21 protein-coding genes and 1 pseudogene are annotated in these 19017 nt (G+C 68.1%); 9 read left to right on the top strand and 13 right to left on the bottom strand.

The window, feature by feature from the left end:
• Window positions 1-130: 130 nt before the first annotated feature.
• Window positions 131-721 carry a TetR/AcrR family transcriptional regulator gene (locus AB0E94_RS43935; protein ID WP_360339549.1) on the top strand — a complete coding sequence of 197 codons (591 nt, stop codon included), beginning with the start codon at window positions 131-133 and terminating at the stop codon, window positions 719-721.
• Between the two features lie 5 nt (window positions 722-726).
• On the opposite strand, the gene AB0E94_RS43930 is transcribed toward AB0E94_RS43935, so the two are convergent.
• Entirely contained in the window at window positions 727-1620 is an 894-nt protein-coding gene (locus AB0E94_RS43930) for a dienelactone hydrolase family protein (protein ID WP_360339546.1), read from the bottom strand.
• 176 nt (window positions 1621-1796) lie between these two features.
• Here AB0E94_RS43930 and AB0E94_RS43925 point away from each other — a divergent pair, with 176 nt between their 5' ends.
• Both AB0E94_RS43925 and AB0E94_RS43920 read left to right on the top strand, forming a co-directional pair.
• Window positions 1797-3098 carry a hypothetical protein gene (locus AB0E94_RS43925; RefSeq protein WP_360339543.1) on the top strand — a complete coding sequence of 434 codons (1302 nt, stop codon included), beginning with the start codon at window positions 1797-1799 and terminating at the stop codon, window positions 3096-3098.
• A 263-nt stretch (window positions 3099-3361) separates the two neighbouring features.
• The gene (locus AB0E94_RS43920; protein ID WP_360339540.1) at window positions 3362-3949 is read left to right on the top strand and encodes a hypothetical protein; all 588 of its coding nucleotides are present in this window, start codon (window positions 3362-3364) and stop codon (window positions 3947-3949) included.
• 4 nt (window positions 3950-3953) lie between these two features.
• Here AB0E94_RS43920 and AB0E94_RS43915 read toward each other — a convergent pair whose 3' ends face one another.
• Window positions 3954-4391: a MarR family transcriptional regulator gene (locus AB0E94_RS43915; RefSeq protein ID WP_360339537.1), complete on the bottom strand. Its 438-nt coding sequence runs from the start codon at window positions 4389-4391 to the stop codon at window positions 3954-3956.
• Window positions 4392-4499: 108 nt separating this feature from the next.
• On the opposite strand from AB0E94_RS43915, the gene AB0E94_RS43910 reads away from it, so the two are divergent.
• The 3 genes from AB0E94_RS43910 to AB0E94_RS43900 all read left to right on the top strand — a co-directional run bounded on the left by AB0E94_RS43910 (window position 4500) and on the right by AB0E94_RS43900 (window position 6567).
• A complete protein-coding gene (locus AB0E94_RS43910; RefSeq protein WP_360339534.1) occupies window positions 4500-5228 on the top strand; it encodes a hypothetical protein in 729 nt (242 codons plus the stop codon).
• Between the two features lie 16 nt (window positions 5229-5244).
• Entirely contained in the window at window positions 5245-6123 is an 879-nt protein-coding gene (locus tag AB0E94_RS43905; RefSeq protein ID WP_360339531.1) for an SDR family NAD(P)-dependent oxidoreductase, read from the top strand.
• A 120-nt stretch (window positions 6124-6243) separates the two neighbouring features.
• Window positions 6244-6567 (top strand): plasmid stabilization protein, encoded by a 324-nt coding sequence (locus AB0E94_RS43900; RefSeq protein WP_360339528.1) that lies wholly within the window; start codon window positions 6244-6246, stop codon window positions 6565-6567.
• 302 nt (window positions 6568-6869) lie between these two features.
• Here the strand turns inward: AB0E94_RS43900 and AB0E94_RS43895 are convergent, their stop codons facing one another.
• From AB0E94_RS43895 to AB0E94_RS43855, 9 genes are all read right to left on the bottom strand, one after another.
• Window positions 6870-7280, bottom strand: coding sequence for an SgcJ/EcaC family oxidoreductase (locus AB0E94_RS43895; protein WP_360339525.1), 411 nt, complete (start codon window positions 7278-7280; stop codon window positions 6870-6872).
• A gap of 193 nt (window positions 7281-7473) precedes the next feature.
• A complete protein-coding gene (locus tag AB0E94_RS43890) occupies window positions 7474-8442 on the bottom strand; it encodes a sigma-70 family RNA polymerase sigma factor (protein WP_360339522.1) in 969 nt (322 codons plus the stop codon).
• Window positions 8443-8684: 242 nt separating this feature from the next.
• Entirely contained in the window at window positions 8685-9641 is a 957-nt protein-coding gene (locus AB0E94_RS43885) for a sensor histidine kinase (RefSeq protein WP_360339519.1), read from the bottom strand.
• Window positions 9638-10447, bottom strand: coding sequence for an MEDS domain-containing protein (locus tag AB0E94_RS43880; RefSeq protein WP_360339516.1), 810 nt, complete (start codon window positions 10445-10447; stop codon window positions 9638-9640). The genes AB0E94_RS43885 and AB0E94_RS43880 overlap by 4 nt, the downstream gene beginning before the upstream one ends.
• A gap of 169 nt (window positions 10448-10616) precedes the next feature.
• Entirely contained in the window at window positions 10617-12236 is a 1620-nt protein-coding gene (locus tag AB0E94_RS43875) for a CocE/NonD family hydrolase (RefSeq protein WP_360339513.1), read from the bottom strand.
• Complete coding sequence (locus tag AB0E94_RS43870; protein ID WP_360339510.1) at window positions 12223-12768, bottom strand: helix-turn-helix domain-containing protein; 546 nt, start codon at window positions 12766-12768, stop codon at window positions 12223-12225. Before AB0E94_RS43870 ends, AB0E94_RS43875 begins: the two co-directional genes overlap by 14 nt.
• Window positions 12769-12948: 180 nt before the next feature.
• Complete coding sequence (locus tag AB0E94_RS43865) at window positions 12949-13677, bottom strand: hypothetical protein (RefSeq protein WP_360339507.1); 729 nt, start codon at window positions 13675-13677, stop codon at window positions 12949-12951.
• Window positions 13678-13776: 99 nt separating this feature from the next.
• The gene (locus AB0E94_RS43860; protein ID WP_360339504.1) at window positions 13777-13965 is read right to left on the bottom strand and encodes a DUF397 domain-containing protein; all 189 of its coding nucleotides are present in this window, start codon (window positions 13963-13965) and stop codon (window positions 13777-13779) included.
• Between the two features lie 8 nt (window positions 13966-13973).
• Window positions 13974-14816 carry a helix-turn-helix transcriptional regulator gene (locus AB0E94_RS43855; protein ID WP_360339501.1) on the bottom strand — a complete coding sequence of 281 codons (843 nt, stop codon included), beginning with the start codon at window positions 14814-14816 and terminating at the stop codon, window positions 13974-13976.
• Window positions 14817-15240: 424 nt separating this feature from the next.
• Here AB0E94_RS43855 and AB0E94_RS43850 point away from each other — a divergent pair, with 424 nt between their 5' ends.
• The gene (locus tag AB0E94_RS43850) at window positions 15241-15453 is read left to right on the top strand and encodes a hypothetical protein (protein ID WP_360339499.1); all 213 of its coding nucleotides are present in this window, start codon (window positions 15241-15243) and stop codon (window positions 15451-15453) included.
• Window positions 15454-15683: 230 nt separating this feature from the next.
• Here AB0E94_RS43850 and AB0E94_RS43845 read toward each other — a convergent pair whose 3' ends face one another.
• A complete protein-coding gene (locus tag AB0E94_RS43845; protein ID WP_360339496.1) occupies window positions 15684-16907 on the bottom strand; it encodes a transposase in 1224 nt (407 codons plus the stop codon).
• A 43-nt stretch (window positions 16908-16950) separates the two neighbouring features.
• Here AB0E94_RS43845 and tnpA point away from each other — a divergent pair.
• Window positions 16951-17356, top strand: a pseudogene (tnpA, locus tag AB0E94_RS43840) (IS200/IS605 family transposase).
• 186 nt (window positions 17357-17542) lie between these two features.
• Entirely contained in the window at window positions 17543-18115 is a 573-nt protein-coding gene (locus AB0E94_RS43835) for a TetR family transcriptional regulator (RefSeq protein ID WP_360339493.1), read from the top strand.
• A gap of 60 nt (window positions 18116-18175) precedes the next feature.
• On the opposite strand, the gene AB0E94_RS43830 is transcribed toward AB0E94_RS43835, so the two are convergent.
• The gene (locus tag AB0E94_RS43830; RefSeq protein ID WP_360339490.1) at window positions 18176-18865 is read right to left on the bottom strand and encodes a DUF6461 domain-containing protein; all 690 of its coding nucleotides are present in this window, start codon (window positions 18863-18865) and stop codon (window positions 18176-18178) included.
• Window positions 18866-19017 lie beyond the last annotated feature (152 nt).

The raw sequence follows: 19017 nt of genomic DNA, 5'->3' as shown, positions 1-19017 counted from the left end.
CCTGCGCGTCGACCTGCCGGGGGAGTGAGTGTGTTCAGCGGCATCGGGCGACCTCCACGCGTTATGACGACTGTTATAGCCGGGCCAACGGTAGACTATGACAGTCGTTATAGCCAGGAGGGGTACGGCATTGGTCACCAGCAACAAACCCGAAGCACGCCAGCGCATCGTGGCCGGCGCCGCCGACATGATCAGCCGCCGCGGACTGACCGCCACCAGCATCCGCGAAATGGCCAAACACTCCGGCGCCCCGCTCGGATCCACCTACCACTACTTCCCCGACGGCAAGCAGCAACTGGCCACCGAAGCGGTCCGCTACACCGGCGACACCATCGCCCACAGCCTGCGCAAAGCCCTGCGCGCCGGACCCGCCGCCGGCCTGGAAGCCTTCCTCGCCCTCTGGCGCGCCATCGTCGTCGACACCGACTTCCGCGCCGGCTGCCCCGTCCTGGCCGTCGCCATCGAAGAACCACCCGACGGCCCGACACCGCCCGCCCTGGCCGCCGCCGCCCAAGCCTTCACCGACTGGGAGAACCTGCTGGCCACCTCACTACGCGAACACGGCGCCGACCCCACCAACGCCGACGAGGTCGCCACCCTGATCGTCGCCGCCGTCGAGGGAACCGTCGCGATGTGCCGGGCCAAACACAGCATCGAGCCGCTCGACCGCACCGCCACCCAGCTCCAGCGCCTCATCCAGCTCACGATCCGGCCCGCGTAGTCGCGTCAGCAGCGATCGGTCAGGAACTGGTACGCCCGTTCGCGCATGGCGGGGGTGAAGACGTGGCCGCCCTCGTACAGTGCGAGCTCGGCGCGGTCGCCGAGCTGGCGTTCGACGGCGGCGAACAGTTCCTCGGCGCCGCGACTCCATTTGTCAGCCGTTCCCGCCGAGATGAGCAGCGCCGTTCGATCGAAGCAGGCGATGACATCCTCGAGGTCATGGCTCGCGGCAAACCCGGGGACCACGAACTCGGCGTGGATACCCGTGTCGTGGGAGTACGAGTGCCGAAACGGAATACAGCCGCAGTTCGAAACCGAGGCGGTGATCCGGGAGTCGTAGGCGGGCGCCCACAGGGCCATCCGGCCGCCGTAGGAATGGCCGAGGAAACCGATGCGGGTGGCGTCGACCTCAGGGCGCGACGTCAGGTAGTCGAGCGCCGCCGAGATCTCATGCAGGCAGGCCGCGAGCATGGTCCGTCCGCGAACCAGCCGGGTGGACGACTCGAACCAGGTGACGTTGGACGCCCCGTCCGGGCTCCAGTTGCGTTCCTCGAATCCGATCGCGTCCGGCGCGATGGTGACGAAGCCACGTTCGGCGAGCTCATGTGCGTAGGCCTGGTCGGGATCACCGGCCAACCCGACGACCTCACTCTTGCCCAGATCGAATCGGGATGCGTGCTGATGGTGACAGAACACCGTCGGCGCCGGACCGGTCAGGTCGTGGGGCACGCAGACGAACGCCGAGACGAACTCGCCCGGGCCGACCGAGTACCTGATCTTCTCGCGAACGTAACGGCCGCAATCGACCCGCTCCAGACACTCGACGGCAAGGTCGGCCTTCGTCGGGACAGGACCGAGAAACCCCAGCAGGGACATACGGTCGAATGCACCCTGTGTCACGCGGTGCATGATGCCACGGCGAGGGCGGCACCTTCGTGGCAGGAAGTTCCTGTCGTACCCCCGTTTCATACTTGTCCCGCGACGAGGCGACAGAGCCGAAAGGGAGGGCGTCGATGACCCGACGACGGCGAGAGCGTGTCTCCGTGAGCTGTTGCGTGTGCGGCGACAGCCGGGAAGTGCGCCCAGCGCTCGTGCGCGGTTACGACGCCCTGGCCTGTGCCCGGCATTCCACAGCCGAGGTCGACCTCCCGATCCCTGACGGCCACCAACTGTCGGTCACCCACGACGTCGCCGGCCACTTCACCGGCTACACCGTGGCGAAATCGACATGGTCGCAGGCCCAGGCCGTGCACCGGGCCGCGAGCATCCTGGCCGCCGCACAGGGACGCCCCGCGCCGGCACCGACGTTCGGCCCCATCGACGACGACATCGATCCGAGACTCGTCGCCGCGTTCACCGCCGCGCTCGGGCCCGACGGGTGGGAGATCGCTGACTGGCAACGCGAAGGCCGCGACTATGTGGTGAAGGTCTACACCGACTTCGGCTGGGCGGGCTTCCTCGACGGGCGGCCCGCCGAGATCGCCGGCGAACTGGCCGCCCTCCGCGCCAAGGCCCAGACCAGCCTCGACGCGTTGCGCTGCCCGTCATGCGATGCCCTCCTGGACCCCTTTGCTGAGCTCCCGCAGCCTTGCGGATGCGGGAGCGTCGCGTGGCGGCCGCTGGCCTGGATGAACGCCTGGGACTCGATGCGCGGCGCCCTGCCCTATCTCGACGGCGCCGTCGATCCGGAGACGCTGACCGACCTGGCCCGCCTCACCGCGGCCCTGGCCGGTGGCTGCGAGCCGGCGGGGGAGTGGATCCAGTACGACGACGACTTCACCGGCGTGGTGCAGGCGTATCAGGAGTTGGTCCCGGACGCCCGATGGACCCTCCTGCACGACCGCCCGGTCGCGGTCATCCCGATCGCGGCGACGCTCCGGCCCGGCTTGGCAGCACAGTTGCTCACCGCGGCCGACGAGATCGGCTACGAACTCACCAGCAGGATGACTTTCGAGTACGGCAACAGCCAGACTGTTCTGCGTTTCCAGGCCACCGAGCCCGTCGACGGCCGTGAGACATGGTTCGCCTGTGCTCGCGTCGGTGACCGCATCGATTTGGTGGTCGGCCAGCCCGACTGGTCCCCGCCCTTCGAGGACGACGACGACCACTGGCATGCAATGGAGGAGACCGAGGACTGGTGGCTCCTGCGCCCCGAAGAGCAACTGCGCCATGGCCCATGGACCGTCGAGCGGTGCCCGTCCGACTTCACCTACGGCACCAGCGCACTGGCGGCGATCCGCTTCATCCCCGGTGACGACCTTTCCGCCGAAGACCTGCGGACCGCCTTGGCCGAGGCCACCCTGGTGATCAACAAGAGCAGGACGGAGCTGGAGGACCACTACGCACAGTTGCGCGCCCACCCGGACGATGAGGGCTAGCTGGACCCAGTTCGACAAAACCCGATCGGCCCGGCAAGCCGGAGCATGACCCCGTCGCTGCGCTGGACCGCCGTGCTTACCGGCCGATCGACGACGAGGGCGTCGTACTCCCGGGTGGCCACCACGACCACCACATCCGCCATTACCGCAGGCGGCCGCCGCACTCCAGGTGGCGACGGCCTTCCGACGAAGGCCTAGCCACCGGCCGGCGAGCCGCCCAGCGTTGACCCCAGTGTTCCGGCTGCGACCTGTGGAGGCGCTTCGTGAGCATCCTCGGCCCTCTGATCGCTCTCGGCGGCGTGCTCATCGGTGCCGTGCTGTCGTATGTGTTTTCGGTGCAGGGTGAGCGGCGCCGGGAGCGGTGGGCGCTGAGCCGTGAGTGGCGAGAACGACGCCTGCAGACCTATGGCACCTTCCTCGCCGACGTGAAACGGATGAAGAGCGTCGCGTCGCGTATCGCGGCGGACGTCGGCCTCGACGATCAGGCTCCGCCGCTGGCCCGGAGCGTCGGCCTGGATGTGCTGGCCGAGGCGAACATGGCGCGGGGAAACTCGTTCGAGACGCTGGCCCTCATGGGCGACCGGGAGCTCGTCGTGGCGGCCAGGGCGTTGAACCGGGCGGTATGGCGTCTGGAGTGGTTCGCCAGAGGGCTGCTCGACGACACGGACATCGACGGCTGGCACGTCGCCAAGCGGGACTACTACCAGGCAGTGAACCGTTTCCACGAACTTGCCCGGCTTGAATTGGGCGTGACGGGGGCTTTCTCGCCCAGGGAGGCGGAGGGCTCACCCCGCGAGCAGTACGAGCTGGAGCGGCAGCACAGGATTCGGCAGGCTAAGGCCGACACCTGACCGGTCAGCTCGATGCCTGGGGTTGTGGTGTCATCGCGGTGGTCAGGAGGTCGTGCAGGGCTCGTTGCTCGGTCTCGGTCAGCCGGGCCAGCGGCGTACGGGTGATCGCAGTGTCCACCAGGCGTTGACGCGCGGCATGGCCGTCGCTGGTGAGGGCGATCACCTTGGTGCGCCGATCACCGGGGGCGGTGGAACGCGTCGCATAGCCCAGTTGTTCGAGCCGGTCGGCGAGAAACGTGACGGTGGACGGATCGCAGTGCAGCTTCGCCGCCATCTGCCGCATCGTCGGCGCGTCGGCGGTGGGATCCAGCTGCCACAGCGCGTCGGCCAGCGCATGCGTGAGCTTCAGCTCGGCGAGCACGTCGTCGACCTCGGCGTTGGTCGCCATGTCCATCGCGTGCACCAGCCGCAGCAGTCGGTAGGTCAGCGATTCTCCGTCCATGCCCGCACTTTACTTGGACACTCAAATGCTTGACAACTCCAAGCTATTGCCTCAAGGATGGCGATTGCTTGGAGAGTCCAAGCATCTGCGATGGCATCGGAGCATGTGATGAGCACGACCGCGGGCCGGCTGAACACGCGGCGGGACAGGCTGCGCCGCCGGATCCTGACAGCGATCCTCGGCCGCATCGACAACCGGGAACGCATCAGCCGCGCGACAGCCCTGACCGCCGGCCAGCAGACAGCCAACCAGGGCAACGGCCCGTACCACGTGCCCGGATCACCGCACCGCCGCGACATCCGCGAAGACCGCGACGGCGTGCCACTGCTGCTGCACATCCGTACCGTCGAGTCCGGCACACTGACGGCGATCGCCGGGGCGAACGTCGAGATCTGGCACTGCGACGCCGCGGGAATCTACTCCGGATACCAGCGCTACGGCGCCGACCGGTTCCCGGCTCTGATCTCGCTGACGCTGCGCCGGTTCCGGCCGACCGACAACACCACCTTCCTGCGCGGACAACAGAGCACCGACCGCGACGGCCACGTCGAGTTCCGGACCATCGTGCCCGGCTGGTACACCCCCCGCACCCTGCACATCCACGTCCGCGTCAGCCTCGACGGCGAACCGCTGCTGGGCACCGAGCTCTACTTTCCCGACGGCTTCGCCGCCCACATCCAAACCCTGCCGCCGTACGCCGCCCGCGGCCTCAGCCCCTACGTCAACGCCCACGACATCGAGATCCGGATCGCCGACGGCTCGCCCGGTAGCTGGCCGACCATCCAGCCGACGCCGGACGGCTACCGGGCCGACGTCACCTTGCAGATCCGCCGCTGACCCGAAGGAGACACCCGTGAACACCCGAACCGCCGTCATCACCGGCGCCGCAGGCGGCCTGGGCCAGGCCACGGCCCGACGGCTGCTCGACGCCGGCTTCGACGTCATCGCCGTCACCCGCGACGCGGACAGCGCCCGCACCACCCGGCACACGCTGACCGGCGGCACCGTACACACTCTGCATGCCGACCTGGTCGATCGGGACGACCTGCGTGCGCTCGCCGGCCGGCTGCCCGACATCACCGGCCAGGTCGACGTGCTGATCAACAACGCCGGCGCGGCCTTTCCCGAGTACGGGCAGACCCCCGACGGGGTGGAACGCACCCACGCCCTCAATCACCTCGCGCCGTTCCACCTCACCCACCTGCTGCTGGAGCACGGCGTCCTCGCCGCCGACGCCCGCATCATCACCATCTCCAGCGACCTGGTCACCCGCGGCCGCCTCGACCCCCAGGATCCCGACATCACCGGCACGACCTGGCACGACAGGTTCTCCCAGCTCGCCGTCTACGGCACCGCCAAGCTGATGAGCCTGATGGCAACCGCCGCGCTCGCCGAACGGCTCCCGGCCGGCATGAACGCCTACAGCGCCAACCCGGGCGTCATCCGGACCGGCTTCAACGCCAAGTCCGGTGGCCTGCTCAAATCGGTGGCCACCGTCAGCGGCTGGTTCGCCCAGAGCCCGGACAGGGCCGCCCGCGTGCCGGCCGGCCTGGCCACGGCCACACCGGCTCCGCAGCCCACCGGCGGCTGGTTCGACAAGACCGGCGCCGCGACGCCACCCGTCACCGCCCTCGACGCCACACTCGGCGCTGAGATCTATGAACGTACGGCAGCCGCCCTCGGTCTTTGCCCGCTGCCGCGGGATGCCCGCAATCCGGGGGCGATCCGATGATGTAGTGGAAATCCCGTCGCCCGGCAGCATTGTCACGATTCGCCGCGTTTCCGGCCGCCTGGTTTCGCCGCAACGACGGCGGGCATCCCTCACCCGAGCAGGCAACCCTCGGAGGTGATGATGCCGGCAGGATCGAGCCCGAAACGCGAACGGCAATACGAACACATCAAAGACAGCGTCGAGAAACGCGGCGGCTCCACGAAGAAGGCCAAGGAGATCGCGGCCCGCACGGTGAACAAGGAGCGTGCGCGCGCCGGCGAATCCAGGACGGCCAGCCGTACCTCGATCGAGGACGTGTCGTCCGGGCACCGCGGCGGTAAACGCTCGCACAGCGGCGCGCAGGGCCGGACCAAGGCACAGCTGTACAACGAGGCCAAGAAACGCAACATCGCCGGGCGCTCGTCGATGTCCAAGGCGCAGCTGGAACACGCCCTGGCCCGCTGACCATGCACCACCGAGATCTCGCCGATCTCGATGTTCGCGAGTTCTGGGCACCACCGCCGGATCGGCGGATCCGCCCATCGCCGAACGGGCATGCCGCTCACGCTCGGTAACGGGCGCGGCAATTCGGACGCGTTGTCTGCGGCAGAACGGTCGCACGTGAGGCCCTGTTCAAAGTTGATCTCTAGTCAAGACCTACTTTGAACAGGGGTTTCACGCGACTCGGCAACGGAGCTCAGATATCGAGGTCAGCGAAGTCAGATCGCTGTGCCACCACATATTGCACTGCCGGTTGCAGGAAATGCTTACTGTCCAGGCGTCAGCGCCGGGCTGTTGTGATAGGCGGCGATCAGCCACTGGCCGTTCCGCTTCTCGAAAACCCAGGTCGCGTTTACCTTGCGCGTATCCGGAACTTCGTTCTCGCCGGCGAACAAGATACCTGATTCACTGACGACGATCGCGGCGTCTCCGCCGACAAAGCGCAGGCTGAGCTGCTTGTTGTAGGTCGAGCTGCCCTTGAGCGGCCCGGCGAAGGCCAAGGCCATGTTCTCGCGGATCACGTCACGGCTGTCGCGCAGCGAGCCGGTCATGATGGCGGTCGCATCCGCGGTGTAGTCGGCGACCATGCCGTCGGCGTCGCCGGCCTCCCACGCCTTGTAGGAGTTGTCCAGCACGGCTTGGATGGCGGCCTCGTCGTCTGCATGACGATCTGACATCAGATTCTCCCTCAGGCTCGGCCCGCCAGGTATTCCGGCGAACTCGCGAATACATACCTGCGCTGGGGTCGGAACTCATCGCGCCCGGGTGAAGCATTTTGGGCGCGCTGCAGAGAGCGAGGCTGCTGACCGGGAACCCGCCGGACAGCTGTGGGCCGTAACCGCCGACGAGGAGGACGGGCGGAACGTCCGGTCAGCCTTCGAGTTCGGCGGCGAGCTTGAAGGAGGCGAACACCTCGGCGTCCCGGAAGACCGAGTTGCGGCTGATGCCGTTCCTGGTGACCGTGAAGACCTGCAGCGTGTGCAGCTCGAACGCGCCGCTCGGGCCCCGGTTGTAAGCCGCGAACGCCGGCTGCGAATTGGCGCCGACCGGCAGGAAGCGCCACTGGTCACTGTTCTTGGCGAAGACCCAGTCCATGAACATCCCGTAGTTCTCGCGCCCGACGAACCAGTTGACCATCGGGGGCATCTCCATACGCACGTCGTCGGTGAGCAGTCGTTTAAGTCCTTCGACGTCAGCCTTCTCGAAGGCCTTCATGTACCTGTCTACCCAGGCGCGCTGCTCGGCTGCGGACGGTTCGGCGACCTGCTCCTCCATGATCCCCGCCTCCTTCAGCGTGGCCCTGGCCCGTTGCAGGGAACTGTTGACCGAGGCGGTCGTGGTGCTCAGGATGTCTGCCGCCTCGGCCGCGGAGAAGTCGAGCACCTCACGCAGGATCAACACCGCGCGCTGCCGCGCGGAGAGGTGCTGTATGGCGGCGACGAAGGCGAGCCGGAGACTCCCGCGGTCGATTGTGGCGGTCTCCGGTTCGCCCAGGCTCAGCAGAGAGTCTGGAAGCGGTTGAAGCCAGGTGATCTCCCCGCCGTGAACCAGCGGTCCACGCGGGTCGCTCTCGGCGACCAGACCGGAGGGCAGCGGACGGCGGCTGCGGCTCTCCAGCGCGGTGAGGCAGGCATTGGTCGCGATGCGATACAGCCAGGTCCGCAGGGAGCTGCGGCTGTCGTCATACCGGTCCTTCGCGCGGAACGCTCTCAGATAGGTTTCCTGAACCAGATCCTCCGCGTCGTGGACCGAGCCGAGCATCCGGTAGCAGTGGGCCAACAGCTCCGAGCGGTACGGATCGATCCTGCGATCGAACTCTTCCACCGTCGCCGTCACCACGTGCTTACCCTTCTTTAGGCGCCCGGGCGACCATATCGCAGCCAATTGACGGCGTAGCGCATCCAGGGTCCAGGACAGCCGACGGATCGCGTGATCAACCGGTCTGGGCAACAGCTCCCGGCGCCGCTAATCGGCTACTTATCTACTGGTGGGCTGACCTGTATGCCGCGGCCAAGCGCCGCCATATCAAGGGCCGCTCCTCGATGACCGACGTGTCGGGTGACCGGGCGCGTCGGCGGCGGTCAGTGGTGGGGATTCCCGGCGGTCAGCCGGACGGTGAAACCGTCGGCATGCCGGTGCAGGGCGACATGGTTGCAGGACTGGTGGGCGATCCACAGTCCGAGGCCACCGTTCGTGCCGTCACCGGCGGGCAGCAGGCCGGCGAACGGATCCTTGGGGCCGGCACCGGCGTCGGTGACCGTGGCGACGAGGCGATCGGTGCCGCTCCACAGCCGTAGCCGGACCGGCCCGAGGCCGTGCCGGTGGGCGTTGGCCACCGTCTCGCTGACGGCCACGACCAGGTCGTCCACCTGAGCAGATGCGACGTGGCCGAGGTCGGCAGCGCGTACTGCCTGGCGGGCCTCGGACAGCGTCGGGTCGAGCAGTTCGACGGTCGGTTCGCGGTTCTGGAGCGGGTCCGGGACTGGAGGGCGCTGCTCACTCAGATAGAGCAGCGGGTCGGTGAAGCCGTCGCTCGGCAGGTGCCGCCCGTCCGGTAGAGCCGTGCGGGGATGCGTGCGCATGACGTCGGCCAGCGCCGCCGGCGGAGTCGTGCGAGTGTCGTAGGCGCAGATACTCCACAGCGGGAAGTCGTCGTAGGCCTGGTTGATGGCTGATTCGTACCGGGACCACCAGTCCCAGGTCACGTGCTGCGTGAGCGTGGTCAGCTCACCGAAGATGCGTATCTGCGCCGCGCCGCCGGCCACGTGGCCGGCCAACAGTTTCCGGTACGAGCGGATGGCCGAGGCCGGCCGCTCGTACATCGCGCCACCTGGCAGGAACGTGACCGCGGCGCCCGCCGGCAACGCCGCCCGCACCAGCTCCGCGTTGCGCTCACCGAGGGCGACCACACTGGGTTCGCCGCTGACCACGCCACCCATCAGAAAGGGCACGGCCAGCGCGAGCAGCTCGTCGTCGGATCCGAAACATCCGGCCGTGTGGAAGTAGCCGGTGTGCCCGGCTGCCGCACCCGTCCTCATCGCGCCGTCTCCACCCGTACATGCGACAGCTCGAGCAATCCGGCCAGGCGGACCGCCGAACTCAAACCGGTGCGGACGACCGCGGTCAACCGGCGGGCTTGCGCGTAACGCTGCAGGACGAGCAGCGACTGGTGGTCGATGAACCGCAGGCCACGAGCGTCCACCGTCACCTCGCCGCCGGCCGGTTCCAGATCGGTGCGCCACAGGGCATCGGCGAAAAGGTCCTGGCCGGCCATGTCCAGCTCACCGTCCAGCACCGCCTCGGCGCTGGTCAGCCCGGCGTGCAGCTGGAACGTCACGTCGCTCGCGTGACTCGTCTCGTGCAGGCACGCCAGCTCGTCGACCACCCGCTCGCCGAGTTCCCGCCGGTCGTAGGTGCACAGGGCGCGCATCGGCGCGATGCGCATGTACCGGCCGATGGCGTACTCGTAGCGGGCGAACGCATCACGTTGCGCCGGGGTGCGGACCAGGGCGGTGACGTCAGCGACCACCCGGAAACCGGTGAAGCCGTCGGCGAGAGCGGCCTGCGTCACAGCCGCATAGGAGGCGATCTGTTCGGCCGGGTCGATCACCTGCCCGGCGGTGTAGGCGTCCTGCCAGGCGATGATCCGTATCGGGTCGGGCCGAGACGACACCGGAGCGAGACTTCGCAGCCAGTCGGCGACGGCGCCGGATCGGGAACCGGGGACGTACCAGATCCGTTCACCGGCGGTGAGCCCAGCGCGCAGGAACTCCCGGGCGTACGCATCCAGGGCCGTCGGGGAGTCGTATGACCAGCACGCATGGGTGGTAGTCGCGGCTGTCATGCGGCGAGACTAGCGCCGCCGGACGCCTTTGGCGATGCACCTCGGGGCCGCGTTGGCTCTCTCATTCGCCTACGCGCGTGAAACAGGCGCCAGCGCCGCACTGGATCGCCGATTCGCGACGCGGGCCGGACCTGGCACTCAGTGGTACGCCATGGACTGCGAGCGCCGATCACCCGGCCGGTTGGCCGGCACGAACCGGCAGGACGACCGACGACGGCCGCTGCGGATCATGATGAACAGCCTGATCCGCGGCGACCATACGGGTAGCCACCGGATGCGGTTCCCCGGTCCCGAGGTTGCGGGCGTACCGCGGGAACGCCCCACTGGACACCTGCACCCGGATGCGATGGCCACGCCGGAATCGATGCGCGGCAGGCCACAGCCGCACCTCGACCCGCCCGGCCGTACCCGCTCCGGAAACACTCGTCAGACCGTCGCAGACGTTCACCGACCGGCCTTGCGGATCGACGTCGCAGAGCCGCACGAACACGTCGGCGAACTCCGCACTCGACTCGAACCAGATCTCCGCGCTGACCTCGCCGACGATCTCCAGGTCGTCGTCGAGCACGTCACCGGTGTAGACCAGCACGTCCGGCCGGGCCTCCAGGGCGGTGTTGTCGACCCGGCCGGCGTCGGCGACCATGCGCACCCCACCGACCGCCGGCGTCGGATCGGCCGGGTCGTAGCGGTACCGGTCCGGCGCCGACGCCGCGGGCGCGTGCACGGCCAGGCCACCGTCGGGCTGCAGATGCCAGCGTTGCGGCGCGTACCCGTCGGGCGGCCACGACGCGAAGTCACGCCACGCCTCCTCACCCGTCACGTACAGCCGCACCGGTGGCCGCGGCGGCGGTTGCTCGCCGCGCGCGTACGCCAGGCCGAACTCGACAGCCTCACGGACCGGCACCCCGGTCATCTCGGTGTGCGTCCACGGCCCGACGGTCAGCCGCACGGGCAGGCCGGTCTGCTGCAGCGCCCGGAAGTCACGCAGCTGACCGGGCAGGAAGATGTCGTACCAGCCGCCGATCGAGCTGACCGGAATACCCACGTGGGCGACACGTTCGCGGTGGTCCAGGTCCGTCCATCGCGGCGAGGCCGCGTCGTGGGTGAGAACATCCTGGATGTACGGCGACCGCGTGCCGATCGCAGCGGTGTCGGCACTGGCCAGCGGCAACGTCCACAACGCCCGCGCCGTCCGGCGTGCCTGGGCGAACTGCCGCAGCATCGCCAGCGGCCGTTCCTGGGTGCCGACCAGCACACCCCAGCCGAACGGGGTCTCCAGCGACAGGCCGTCGGCGCGCAGGAACTCCAGCGTCAACGCCGACTCGGTGACCTGCGGGATCATCGCCTTCACCTGTGGCGGCAGGTCACCGGCCATGGCCCACTGCACGTATCCGAGGTAGCTCAGCCCGTACAGCACGATCGCGTCGCCGAACCACGGCTGCCCGATCACCCAGTCCAGAGTGGCCAGGCCGTCGGCGCGTTCCTGCCGCATCGGATCGAGGCTGCCGCCGGACCCGAAACCACCGCGGACGCTTTGGATCAGCACTTGAAAACCACGTTCGGCGAGCGGCCGGGCCAGCATCGCCCCGAACGGGCCGCGACGGCCGTACGGCGTGCGGATCAACGCGACCGGCAGGCCCGGCGTAGCGTCGCGGGGCTCCCACCGGTCGGCGAGCAGCACCGTACCGTCCGGCATCGGTGTCCGCAGGTCACGGTGAACCCGCAGGTCACGGGTGATCGGCGGAGGCAGTTGCAGCCGCCGCTGGATGATCCGGCTAAGGATGCTCATCGACGATCCTCTCGTTCAGGGCGGTCATCATCACCGACGTCGCCGCCAGCAGCCGGTCGGTGAACTCGTCCGGATCCAGCGGATCGGGGCCGTCCACCACCCAGTTCGTGACGAGCGCGCCCACGCCGCCGGTCACGAACGTCGCGAGATCCTCGACGGCCCGCGCGGTCAGCCGGTCACCGTGGACCGTCTGCAGCCCGTGCCGGTTGACCGGCAGGATCAGCCGCAGCAGGCCCCGGTCCAGAGCGAACGCGCACGACCCGGTCAGCAGCGCACGGTAGAAGGTCCGGTGCTGCGCGAAATGTCGGGCCACCGGCAGCGCCCGCTCCCGGCTCGCCACCGGCGCCTCATCGGTCAGCGCCGGAAGCAACTCGCGGCGGGCGAGGTCGAGGCCGGCCTCCAGCAGCAGCGTGTCCCGGTCACCGAAGTGCTGGTAGACGACCCGCCGGCTGACGTCGGCAGCCTCAGCGATGTCGGACAGAGCCACCGCGGTGGTGCCTCGCTCGGCGACCAGGGCCACCGCCGCACTCATCAGAGCCGACCGGGTGCGCCGAACCCGCCGATCCGTCGCCGGCTGAGGCGTGGGAAGAACCATGCCAAGATCCTGCACACCTGTTACTTAAAACTCAAGTGTTCTCCATCGCCGACGCATATCGCCGGCCGCTCCCGGGGCAACAGCGAGTTCGTCAGATGGCGACCCGAGGGTTCGAAATCACACGAGATCGTCAATGTCAGCGAGAGTTTGCAGCGTCTCCTCGCTGTCGGCATCGTCGAACGCCGCGAACAGCCTCACCTGAAGGTCGGCACTGGCCAGCCAGGCGACGACCTGCTGGGCCTGTCGGTCACGGTCTTGCCAGAAGGCATTGGTGAGCCGTCGCCTGTTGCGGTCCGAGCGGTAGCCACTTTCAAGCAGCGACCGTAGCTGCTCCGTCGCCGCGGGCCTGTCCGATGGCCGGGTAAGGGCTGACGCCCACTCGATAAGGTAGGGCTCGAGGTCGTCCTCGGCGTTGCCGATCGCGCAGAGGATGGTGTCGACGTCTTCCTGGTCGGGTCCACTGGTCAGGGCGCTTGACCACAAGGCGGCCAGAAAGTCGTGGACGGCGTCTCGCTCCTCGTCCCGCCAACCGCGCCACTCGGCAAAGCGCAACCTGCCCACCACTGACTCCAAGTCCGGCCAGCTGAACCCCTCAGCGCAGGCGATCTCCAGCAGACGCGGCAGGAAGTAACGGAAGTCGGCGACACCCCCGACGGTGAACATGACGTTGGCCGCGTATGGCCGCAGCGCCTCGGCCGGCAGCTGTCGTACCGGCATGTCGGTCAGCACGGCCTGTTCGTCTTCGGCAGTGAAGCAGCACGGGCAGTAGTCGATAGAGCTCGGTCGGGGAACCCCGGCAAACACGGCGTAAAGCGAGTTGATCGCGACGGCCAAGGACTCGCTCATAGCATCACGCTAGATCACCGGTTGGATCGAGGGCGCCCGGCAGCATGGTGCCGGCCCTCACTGGGTGAACGGCCAGTCCGTGGCTCCCGGGGCGGTCTGTCAGAGATCGAATTCGCCGGATTTCGCTCCGCTGATGAACGCTTCCCACTCCGCCAAGGTGTAGGCGTGTGCGGGCTTGGTCCGGTCCTTGGTGTCACGCACCTCGACGGTGTCGCCCACACGGCGAACCTCGACGCACGCGCCGTTGCTGCCGCTGCGGGTGCTGGTGCGCCAGTTGTGGTCGAGCATGGGATCTCCTAATGCTGGTGCTCCGCGTCGCGAATCTTCTTGATCATCTCAAGGGAGGCGCTGGGCGACAACGCCGACGATCGGAGGTCGTTGAAGACGGTCGTGCAGCGTTGGACGTCGTCACCTTCAGCGTAGAGGTCTCCGGTCAATCCCTCGATGTAGACCACACCTGGATTGTTGGGGAAGTTGAGGATGGCGAAGCTCGACAGCATAGAGGCGTAGGCGCCTTCGCGGAACGGGATTACCTGCAGGGTGACGTTTCGTAGCCTCGCGGCCGCCAGCATGGCGCTCAGTTGCTCGTGCATGACCTCGGCTCCACCGATCTGGCGGTGAAGGACCGCCTCGTCCATGACGGCGGCGAGCCTCAAACGGCCTTCGGTGATGAGCTTTTGACGCTCCATACGGACGGCCACTCGCTGTTCGACCGCCGCAGTGCTCGGTTTGAACGCGTCCTCGCTCGTCATGGCCCGCGCGTACGCCTCGGTCTGGATGAGACCGGGGACCACGATGGTCTGGAAATCCTGGATCTCTTCGGCGGCGGATTCGAGGCCGATGTACTGCCGGTAGACCGGTGGCAGGTCGCTGTACTTCGCCCACCAACCGCGCGCCTTGCCCTCGCGGGCCATCGACAGCAGGGTCTCGCGGAGCTCCGGATCGTCGACACGGTACTTGTCGAGCAGCGCGTTCAGCGCGGGTCCTTTGATACCGACCTTGCCGGACTCGATCCGGCGCAGCGTGCTCGCCGTGACCTCGATGGCGTCTGCTGCCTGTTCGGTCGGCACCTTGGCTTCGTCTCGCAGCCGGCGGAGCTGTGCGCCGAGCTGGAATCTCACGAACGTCGGGCTGTCCACCTCGAGCATTCTGCCGCACGCATCGCTGTTTGATCAGCCCCGCATGGTCACTTTCGAGTGACTAAAAACGTCCCCTTGAAGTTGACTCTCAAAAAATGCGCGCGCAATATCGATGCGGCGGGTGTGGTGGCTGACGGAACCCGTGCTGCGGCAGCCACACCCGCCTCCCATCTCCACGGAAGGAGACCGCCATGCGGAGGCACCGGGAAGTGCGCGTGTGGTTCAAACCCTGGAAGACCAGATGCGCCTGCGGCTGCGCCTGGTTCCCCTGCCCCGACGCGGCGACCGCCGACCCTCCGCCGGTTACCGAGTCCTTGCGGATCACCGACCCACGCTGGAACGGACCGACCGCCCACTTCACCCCGGTACGCGGCAACCAGCGCCCCCTGATGACCAGGGGCCAGCAACGGCACAGCCGCCGACAATGACGATCCACACCCCGCAACGCCCGTCCTGGGACTGCTTCGCCTGCGAGCAGAACTGGCCCTGCGCCCCCGCCCGCGAGCACCTGAAAGCCGACCAGGACCTGGTCCAGCTCGCCATCTACATGTGGAACCAGCTCGAGCAGGCAGTACACGACCTCCCGCCGACGCCGGCCGCGGAGATGTTCGACCGCTTCCTGAAATGGACACGCTGAACGTCGACGGTGACGCCGCCCGGATGGCAGTGAAATGCCGATGCGCCGATCCCTGTGAGGCTTCGTGGCCCGGTAGATCTCGGGCATATCCAAGTGATCGTCGCGGGCGAACACGGGCGTGAGCCGGCGCTCAGGCGGCGAGTACGCCGCCGTCGACGTACAGGTCGTGGGCGTTCATCGCGCTGTTGTCGAGCAGGAAGTCGACGGCGTCGGCCACCTCTCGCATGGTGTTAACGATCCCCACGGATGAATCCGGGGGAGTTTCCTCCGGGGCGAGGCCCTGGATTTCCAGCTCGGACTGCATGTGACCAATCCTCCCGGAAGGAGGCGATCTGATGTCTTACGTCGTCGGCACTGGCACGGTCGCGTTCAGCCGTGGCGAGGATCGTCCTCGCGGCGTTGAGGTCACGGTCTGCGGTGTAGCCGCAGGCCGTGCACTCGAAAATCCGTACGCCCAGTCCGAGGCGGAGATTGGTTCTCTCGCCGCACCCGGAGCAGGTCATCGTGGTGTAGGCGGGCGGTACCGGCACCACCTTCCGGCCCGCCCGCAGACCACTGTCGATCAGTTCACGTTTGCAGGCGCCGATCGCGGCGTCGGCCGCTTTGCGGGCCATGTTCCTGCTCTTGGCCAGGAACTTCGGTTTGAAGTCCTCGACGGCGATCAGGCTGTGGTGGGTCACTACGGTCTTGGCCCAGACGCGGGCGTCGTGGGTGTTCTGCCGGGCCGCTTTCTTCGCGATCCGGGCGGCCTGCCGCTTCGCGGTCAGATAGCCCTTCGACTGCGGCTGGCCCTTGGGCCGGCGGCGGCGGGCCATCTTGCGCTGGGCCTTGGCCAACTCCGCGGCGCAGCGGCGGCGGTGGCCCAGGTGCGGCAGGTCGAACGTTGGGTCGGTGGTGGTGGCGGTGGTCTTCACGCCCCAGTCCACGCCGATGCCGGGCAGGTCCGGGGCCGAAATCTCGGCCTGTTCGCGTTTGACGACGAACGAGGCGTACCAGTGGCCGAGACTGTCGCGGTAGACCCGGACAGACGACGGGCCCGACGGCAGTTCCCGGGACCAGACGACCGGGACGAACACCTTGCCCGGCAGCCGCAGACGGCCGCCGACCAGCTTGAACCCGTTACGGGTGTACTCCAGCGACGGCAGGGCGTCCTTGAGCCGTTTCACCTTCGGACGGCCCCGGCCCTTGACCTTGAACGAGTCGTTCAAGGCCGCACCGTAGGTGCGCAGCATCTGCTGCTGGGCGTTCTGCGATCCGGAGCGCAGCCAGGCGTTCACGGACCGGGCCTCGGTCAGCAGCTTCGACAGCTTCCCGAACGTCGGCTTGCGGCCGGAACGCTGCTGGTGGACGGCTTCGTTCCACAGCCACCGGCAGCGCGACCACTCGGCCAGCAGAGCGGCCTCCGCGATGCGGCCGGGCCGCAGCCGGTAGGTGTAACGCACCGTCTCGTCCACATAGGACAGCATACAAATCGATCGAAGCCACAATGCTGCCGCGGTGGACGAGATCAGATCGAACAACAACGCCGTATACCGCTGCTACCGCTGCACCTTTCACGTCGTCTGGTGCCCGAAATACCGGCGCCAGGTCATCACCGCAGACGTCGGCATCCGGCTCAAACAGATCATCCGCGAGGTCTGCGACGAACGCAACGCACCCATCACCGAGCTGGAGACCATGCCCGACCACGTGCAGCTGCAGGTCACCTGCGACCCCCCAGTACGGCATCCACCGCCTGGTCAAGCAGATCAAAGGCCGTTCCTCACGGCTCGTCCGGCAGGAGTTCCCCGAGGTCCGGACCCGTATTCCGACTCTGTGGACCAACAGCTACCTCGTCGCCACCATTGGCAGCGCAACCCCGGAGATCGTGAACAGGTATGTGGAGAACCAGCGCAACGTCTGATCAGACGCCCATCCGCCTTGTTGGCGGATGGGCTATCCCTGACCTGCTCCGCAGGAAATCCGATTCCTCCCCAAGGCTAAAGCCGGGGTTTCCACGGAGGCTTCTCGATGAAGGTCTCCTCTGCTTGTTGACCACGTGGTCATTAAGACTGTAACCACGTTAATGACCACGTGGTAATTTGGGGGTGTGAGCCGCCGACCGCAGCGCCGTGACCCTGAAGGACACCGCCTCGCCATCCTCAGCGCCGCCCGCGACTGTTTCGGCGAGAAAGGCTTCGCCCACGCCACGGTCCGCGACATCGCCGCCCGGGCCGGCGTGACACACGGCCTGGTGCTCCGGCAGTTCGGCACCAAGGAGCAGCTGTTCCTCGCCGCGGTGCCCGGCCACCGCGAGCTCGATCAGACCATCGCCGGCGACCGCGAGACCCTGCCCGAACGGGTGGCGCACGCCTTCGTCGAGCGCATGGAACGCAACGCCGCCGGCGATCCGCTCGTCGTGCTGCTCCGCAGCATGGCCTCCGACCAGAGCATGACGGCAGGCCTGCTCGACGCGATGGTCACCAACAGCATCGAGGCGTACGGCGAGGTGCTCGGCGACACGGTGGACGACGTCCCGGCCCGCGTGGCGATGCTGGGCGCCCAGATGATCGGCATCACTGTCGTGCGCTACATCGCCCCCACCGGCGTCCTGGCCACGATGCCCGCCGACGACCTGGCCCGCCACCTGGGCCGTGTCCTGCGGCAGATCCTGTTCGCCTGAGCGCCCGCTCTTCCCGGCACCGTCATCGGCGAGCCGCCAGGACCGGGGGAGTGTTCTCGCTCAGCTCTCCGGTGGCGGGATCCGCCGGGTTGCCGGGAGGTCCAGACGGCCGATCAGCCGCCCCGGCGGGCGGCCGGTCCGGGCCGGTGGCGGCGCCGGCGGCAGCGGGCTGTCCAGCACCAGCGTGGCCAGCGGCCCCGACAGCAGGTCCGCGCGGAGGACGGCGCCGATGTGCTCCTCGATCGCGCGCAGGCACGCCCGGTCGACGGGCAGCCCCTCACTCCGGGCGATCGCCTCCGCGCGTTCATAGAACCGGTGCGGCCGTTCCCCCCGCGGCGAGTACGACATTCCCGGCTCGAACATCTCGGCCCGAATCCCGTCGCGGTAGTCGTGGAAGCTGCCCATCCCTGGTCCGGCCACCAACGCGAGAGCCGCGCCGCCGCCGGCGGACAGCGCGGCCAGCACCTCGGCCCGCCCACCCTCCGCGCCGCCCTGCTCAAGACAAAAAGCCCACGGGAGTACGGGTCCCGGCGCGCACCCGGAACCGCTGAGGGCGCCGGCGCGCAGCAGCGGCCGCCCCCACTCGGTGGGAAGCGCATCCCGGGCCTGTGCCTGGGTCAGCACTCGCGCGTTCGCCGGATCGGCCCCGTAGGCGGCCAGCATCGCGCCCGGATCGAGGCCACGCCCGAAAGTGACCGTGAAGCCGACCTCGCCGGCCAACTGCCATGGTCCCGGATCACGAACCGCCATGAGGTCCATCCTCTCGCCGGTGGCCGCCGGTTCGTGGTGGGCCGCGACGCCGTCCCGGCCCACCACTTCGTGATCAGGTGATCGCGACCGTGTAGGCCTCGTTGTCGATGATCCGCTCGGACTGCGGGAGGCTGCCGACCTTACCTCCGGCG

The organism is Actinoplanes sp. NPDC026670 (assembly GCF_040638175.1).
In the GTDB taxonomy this organism is placed as follows: Bacteria; Actinomycetota; Actinomycetes; order Mycobacteriales; family Micromonosporaceae; genus Actinoplanes.
Note: the sequence above shows the minus strand (reverse complement) of the source record. Positions and strands in the feature narration are given on the sequence as shown.

Coding starts and splice junctions, on each gene's coding strand:
- AB0E94_RS43915 (WP_360339537.1), bottom strand. CDS start 4,391: ATGGACGGAGAATCGCTGACCTACCGACTGCTGCGGCTGGTGCACGCG.
- AB0E94_RS43910 (WP_360339534.1), top strand. CDS start 4,500: ATGAGCACGACCGCGGGCCGGCTGAACACGCGGCGGGACAGGCTGCGC.
- AB0E94_RS43900 (WP_360339528.1), top strand. CDS start 6,244: ATGCCGGCAGGATCGAGCCCGAAACGCGAACGGCAATACGAACACATC.
- AB0E94_RS43895 (WP_360339525.1), bottom strand. CDS start 7,280: ATGTCAGATCGTCATGCAGACGACGAGGCCGCCATCCAAGCCGTGCTG.
- AB0E94_RS43885 (WP_360339519.1), bottom strand. CDS start 9,641: ATGAGGACGGGTGCGGCAGCCGGGCACACCGGCTACTTCCACACGGCC.
- AB0E94_RS43880 (WP_360339516.1), bottom strand. CDS start 10,447: ATGACAGCCGCGACTACCACCCATGCGTGCTGGTCATACGACTCCCCG.
- AB0E94_RS43875 (WP_360339513.1), bottom strand. CDS start 12,236: ATGAGCATCCTTAGCCGGATCATCCAGCGGCGGCTGCAACTGCCTCCG.
- AB0E94_RS43870 (WP_360339510.1), bottom strand. CDS start 12,768: ATGAGTGCGGCGGTGGCCCTGGTCGCCGAGCGAGGCACCACCGCGGTG.
- AB0E94_RS43865 (WP_360339507.1), bottom strand. CDS start 13,677: ATGAGCGAGTCCTTGGCCGTCGCGATCAACTCGCTTTACGCCGTGTTT.
- AB0E94_RS43860 (WP_360339504.1), bottom strand. CDS start 13,965: ATGCTCGACCACAACTGGCGCACCAGCACCCGCAGCGGCAGCAACGGC.
- AB0E94_RS43850 (WP_360339499.1), top strand. CDS start 15,241: ATGACGATCCACACCCCGCAACGCCCGTCCTGGGACTGCTTCGCCTGC.
- AB0E94_RS43830 (WP_360339490.1), bottom strand. CDS start 18,865: ATGGCGGTTCGTGATCCGGGACCATGGCAGTTGGCCGGCGAGGTCGGC.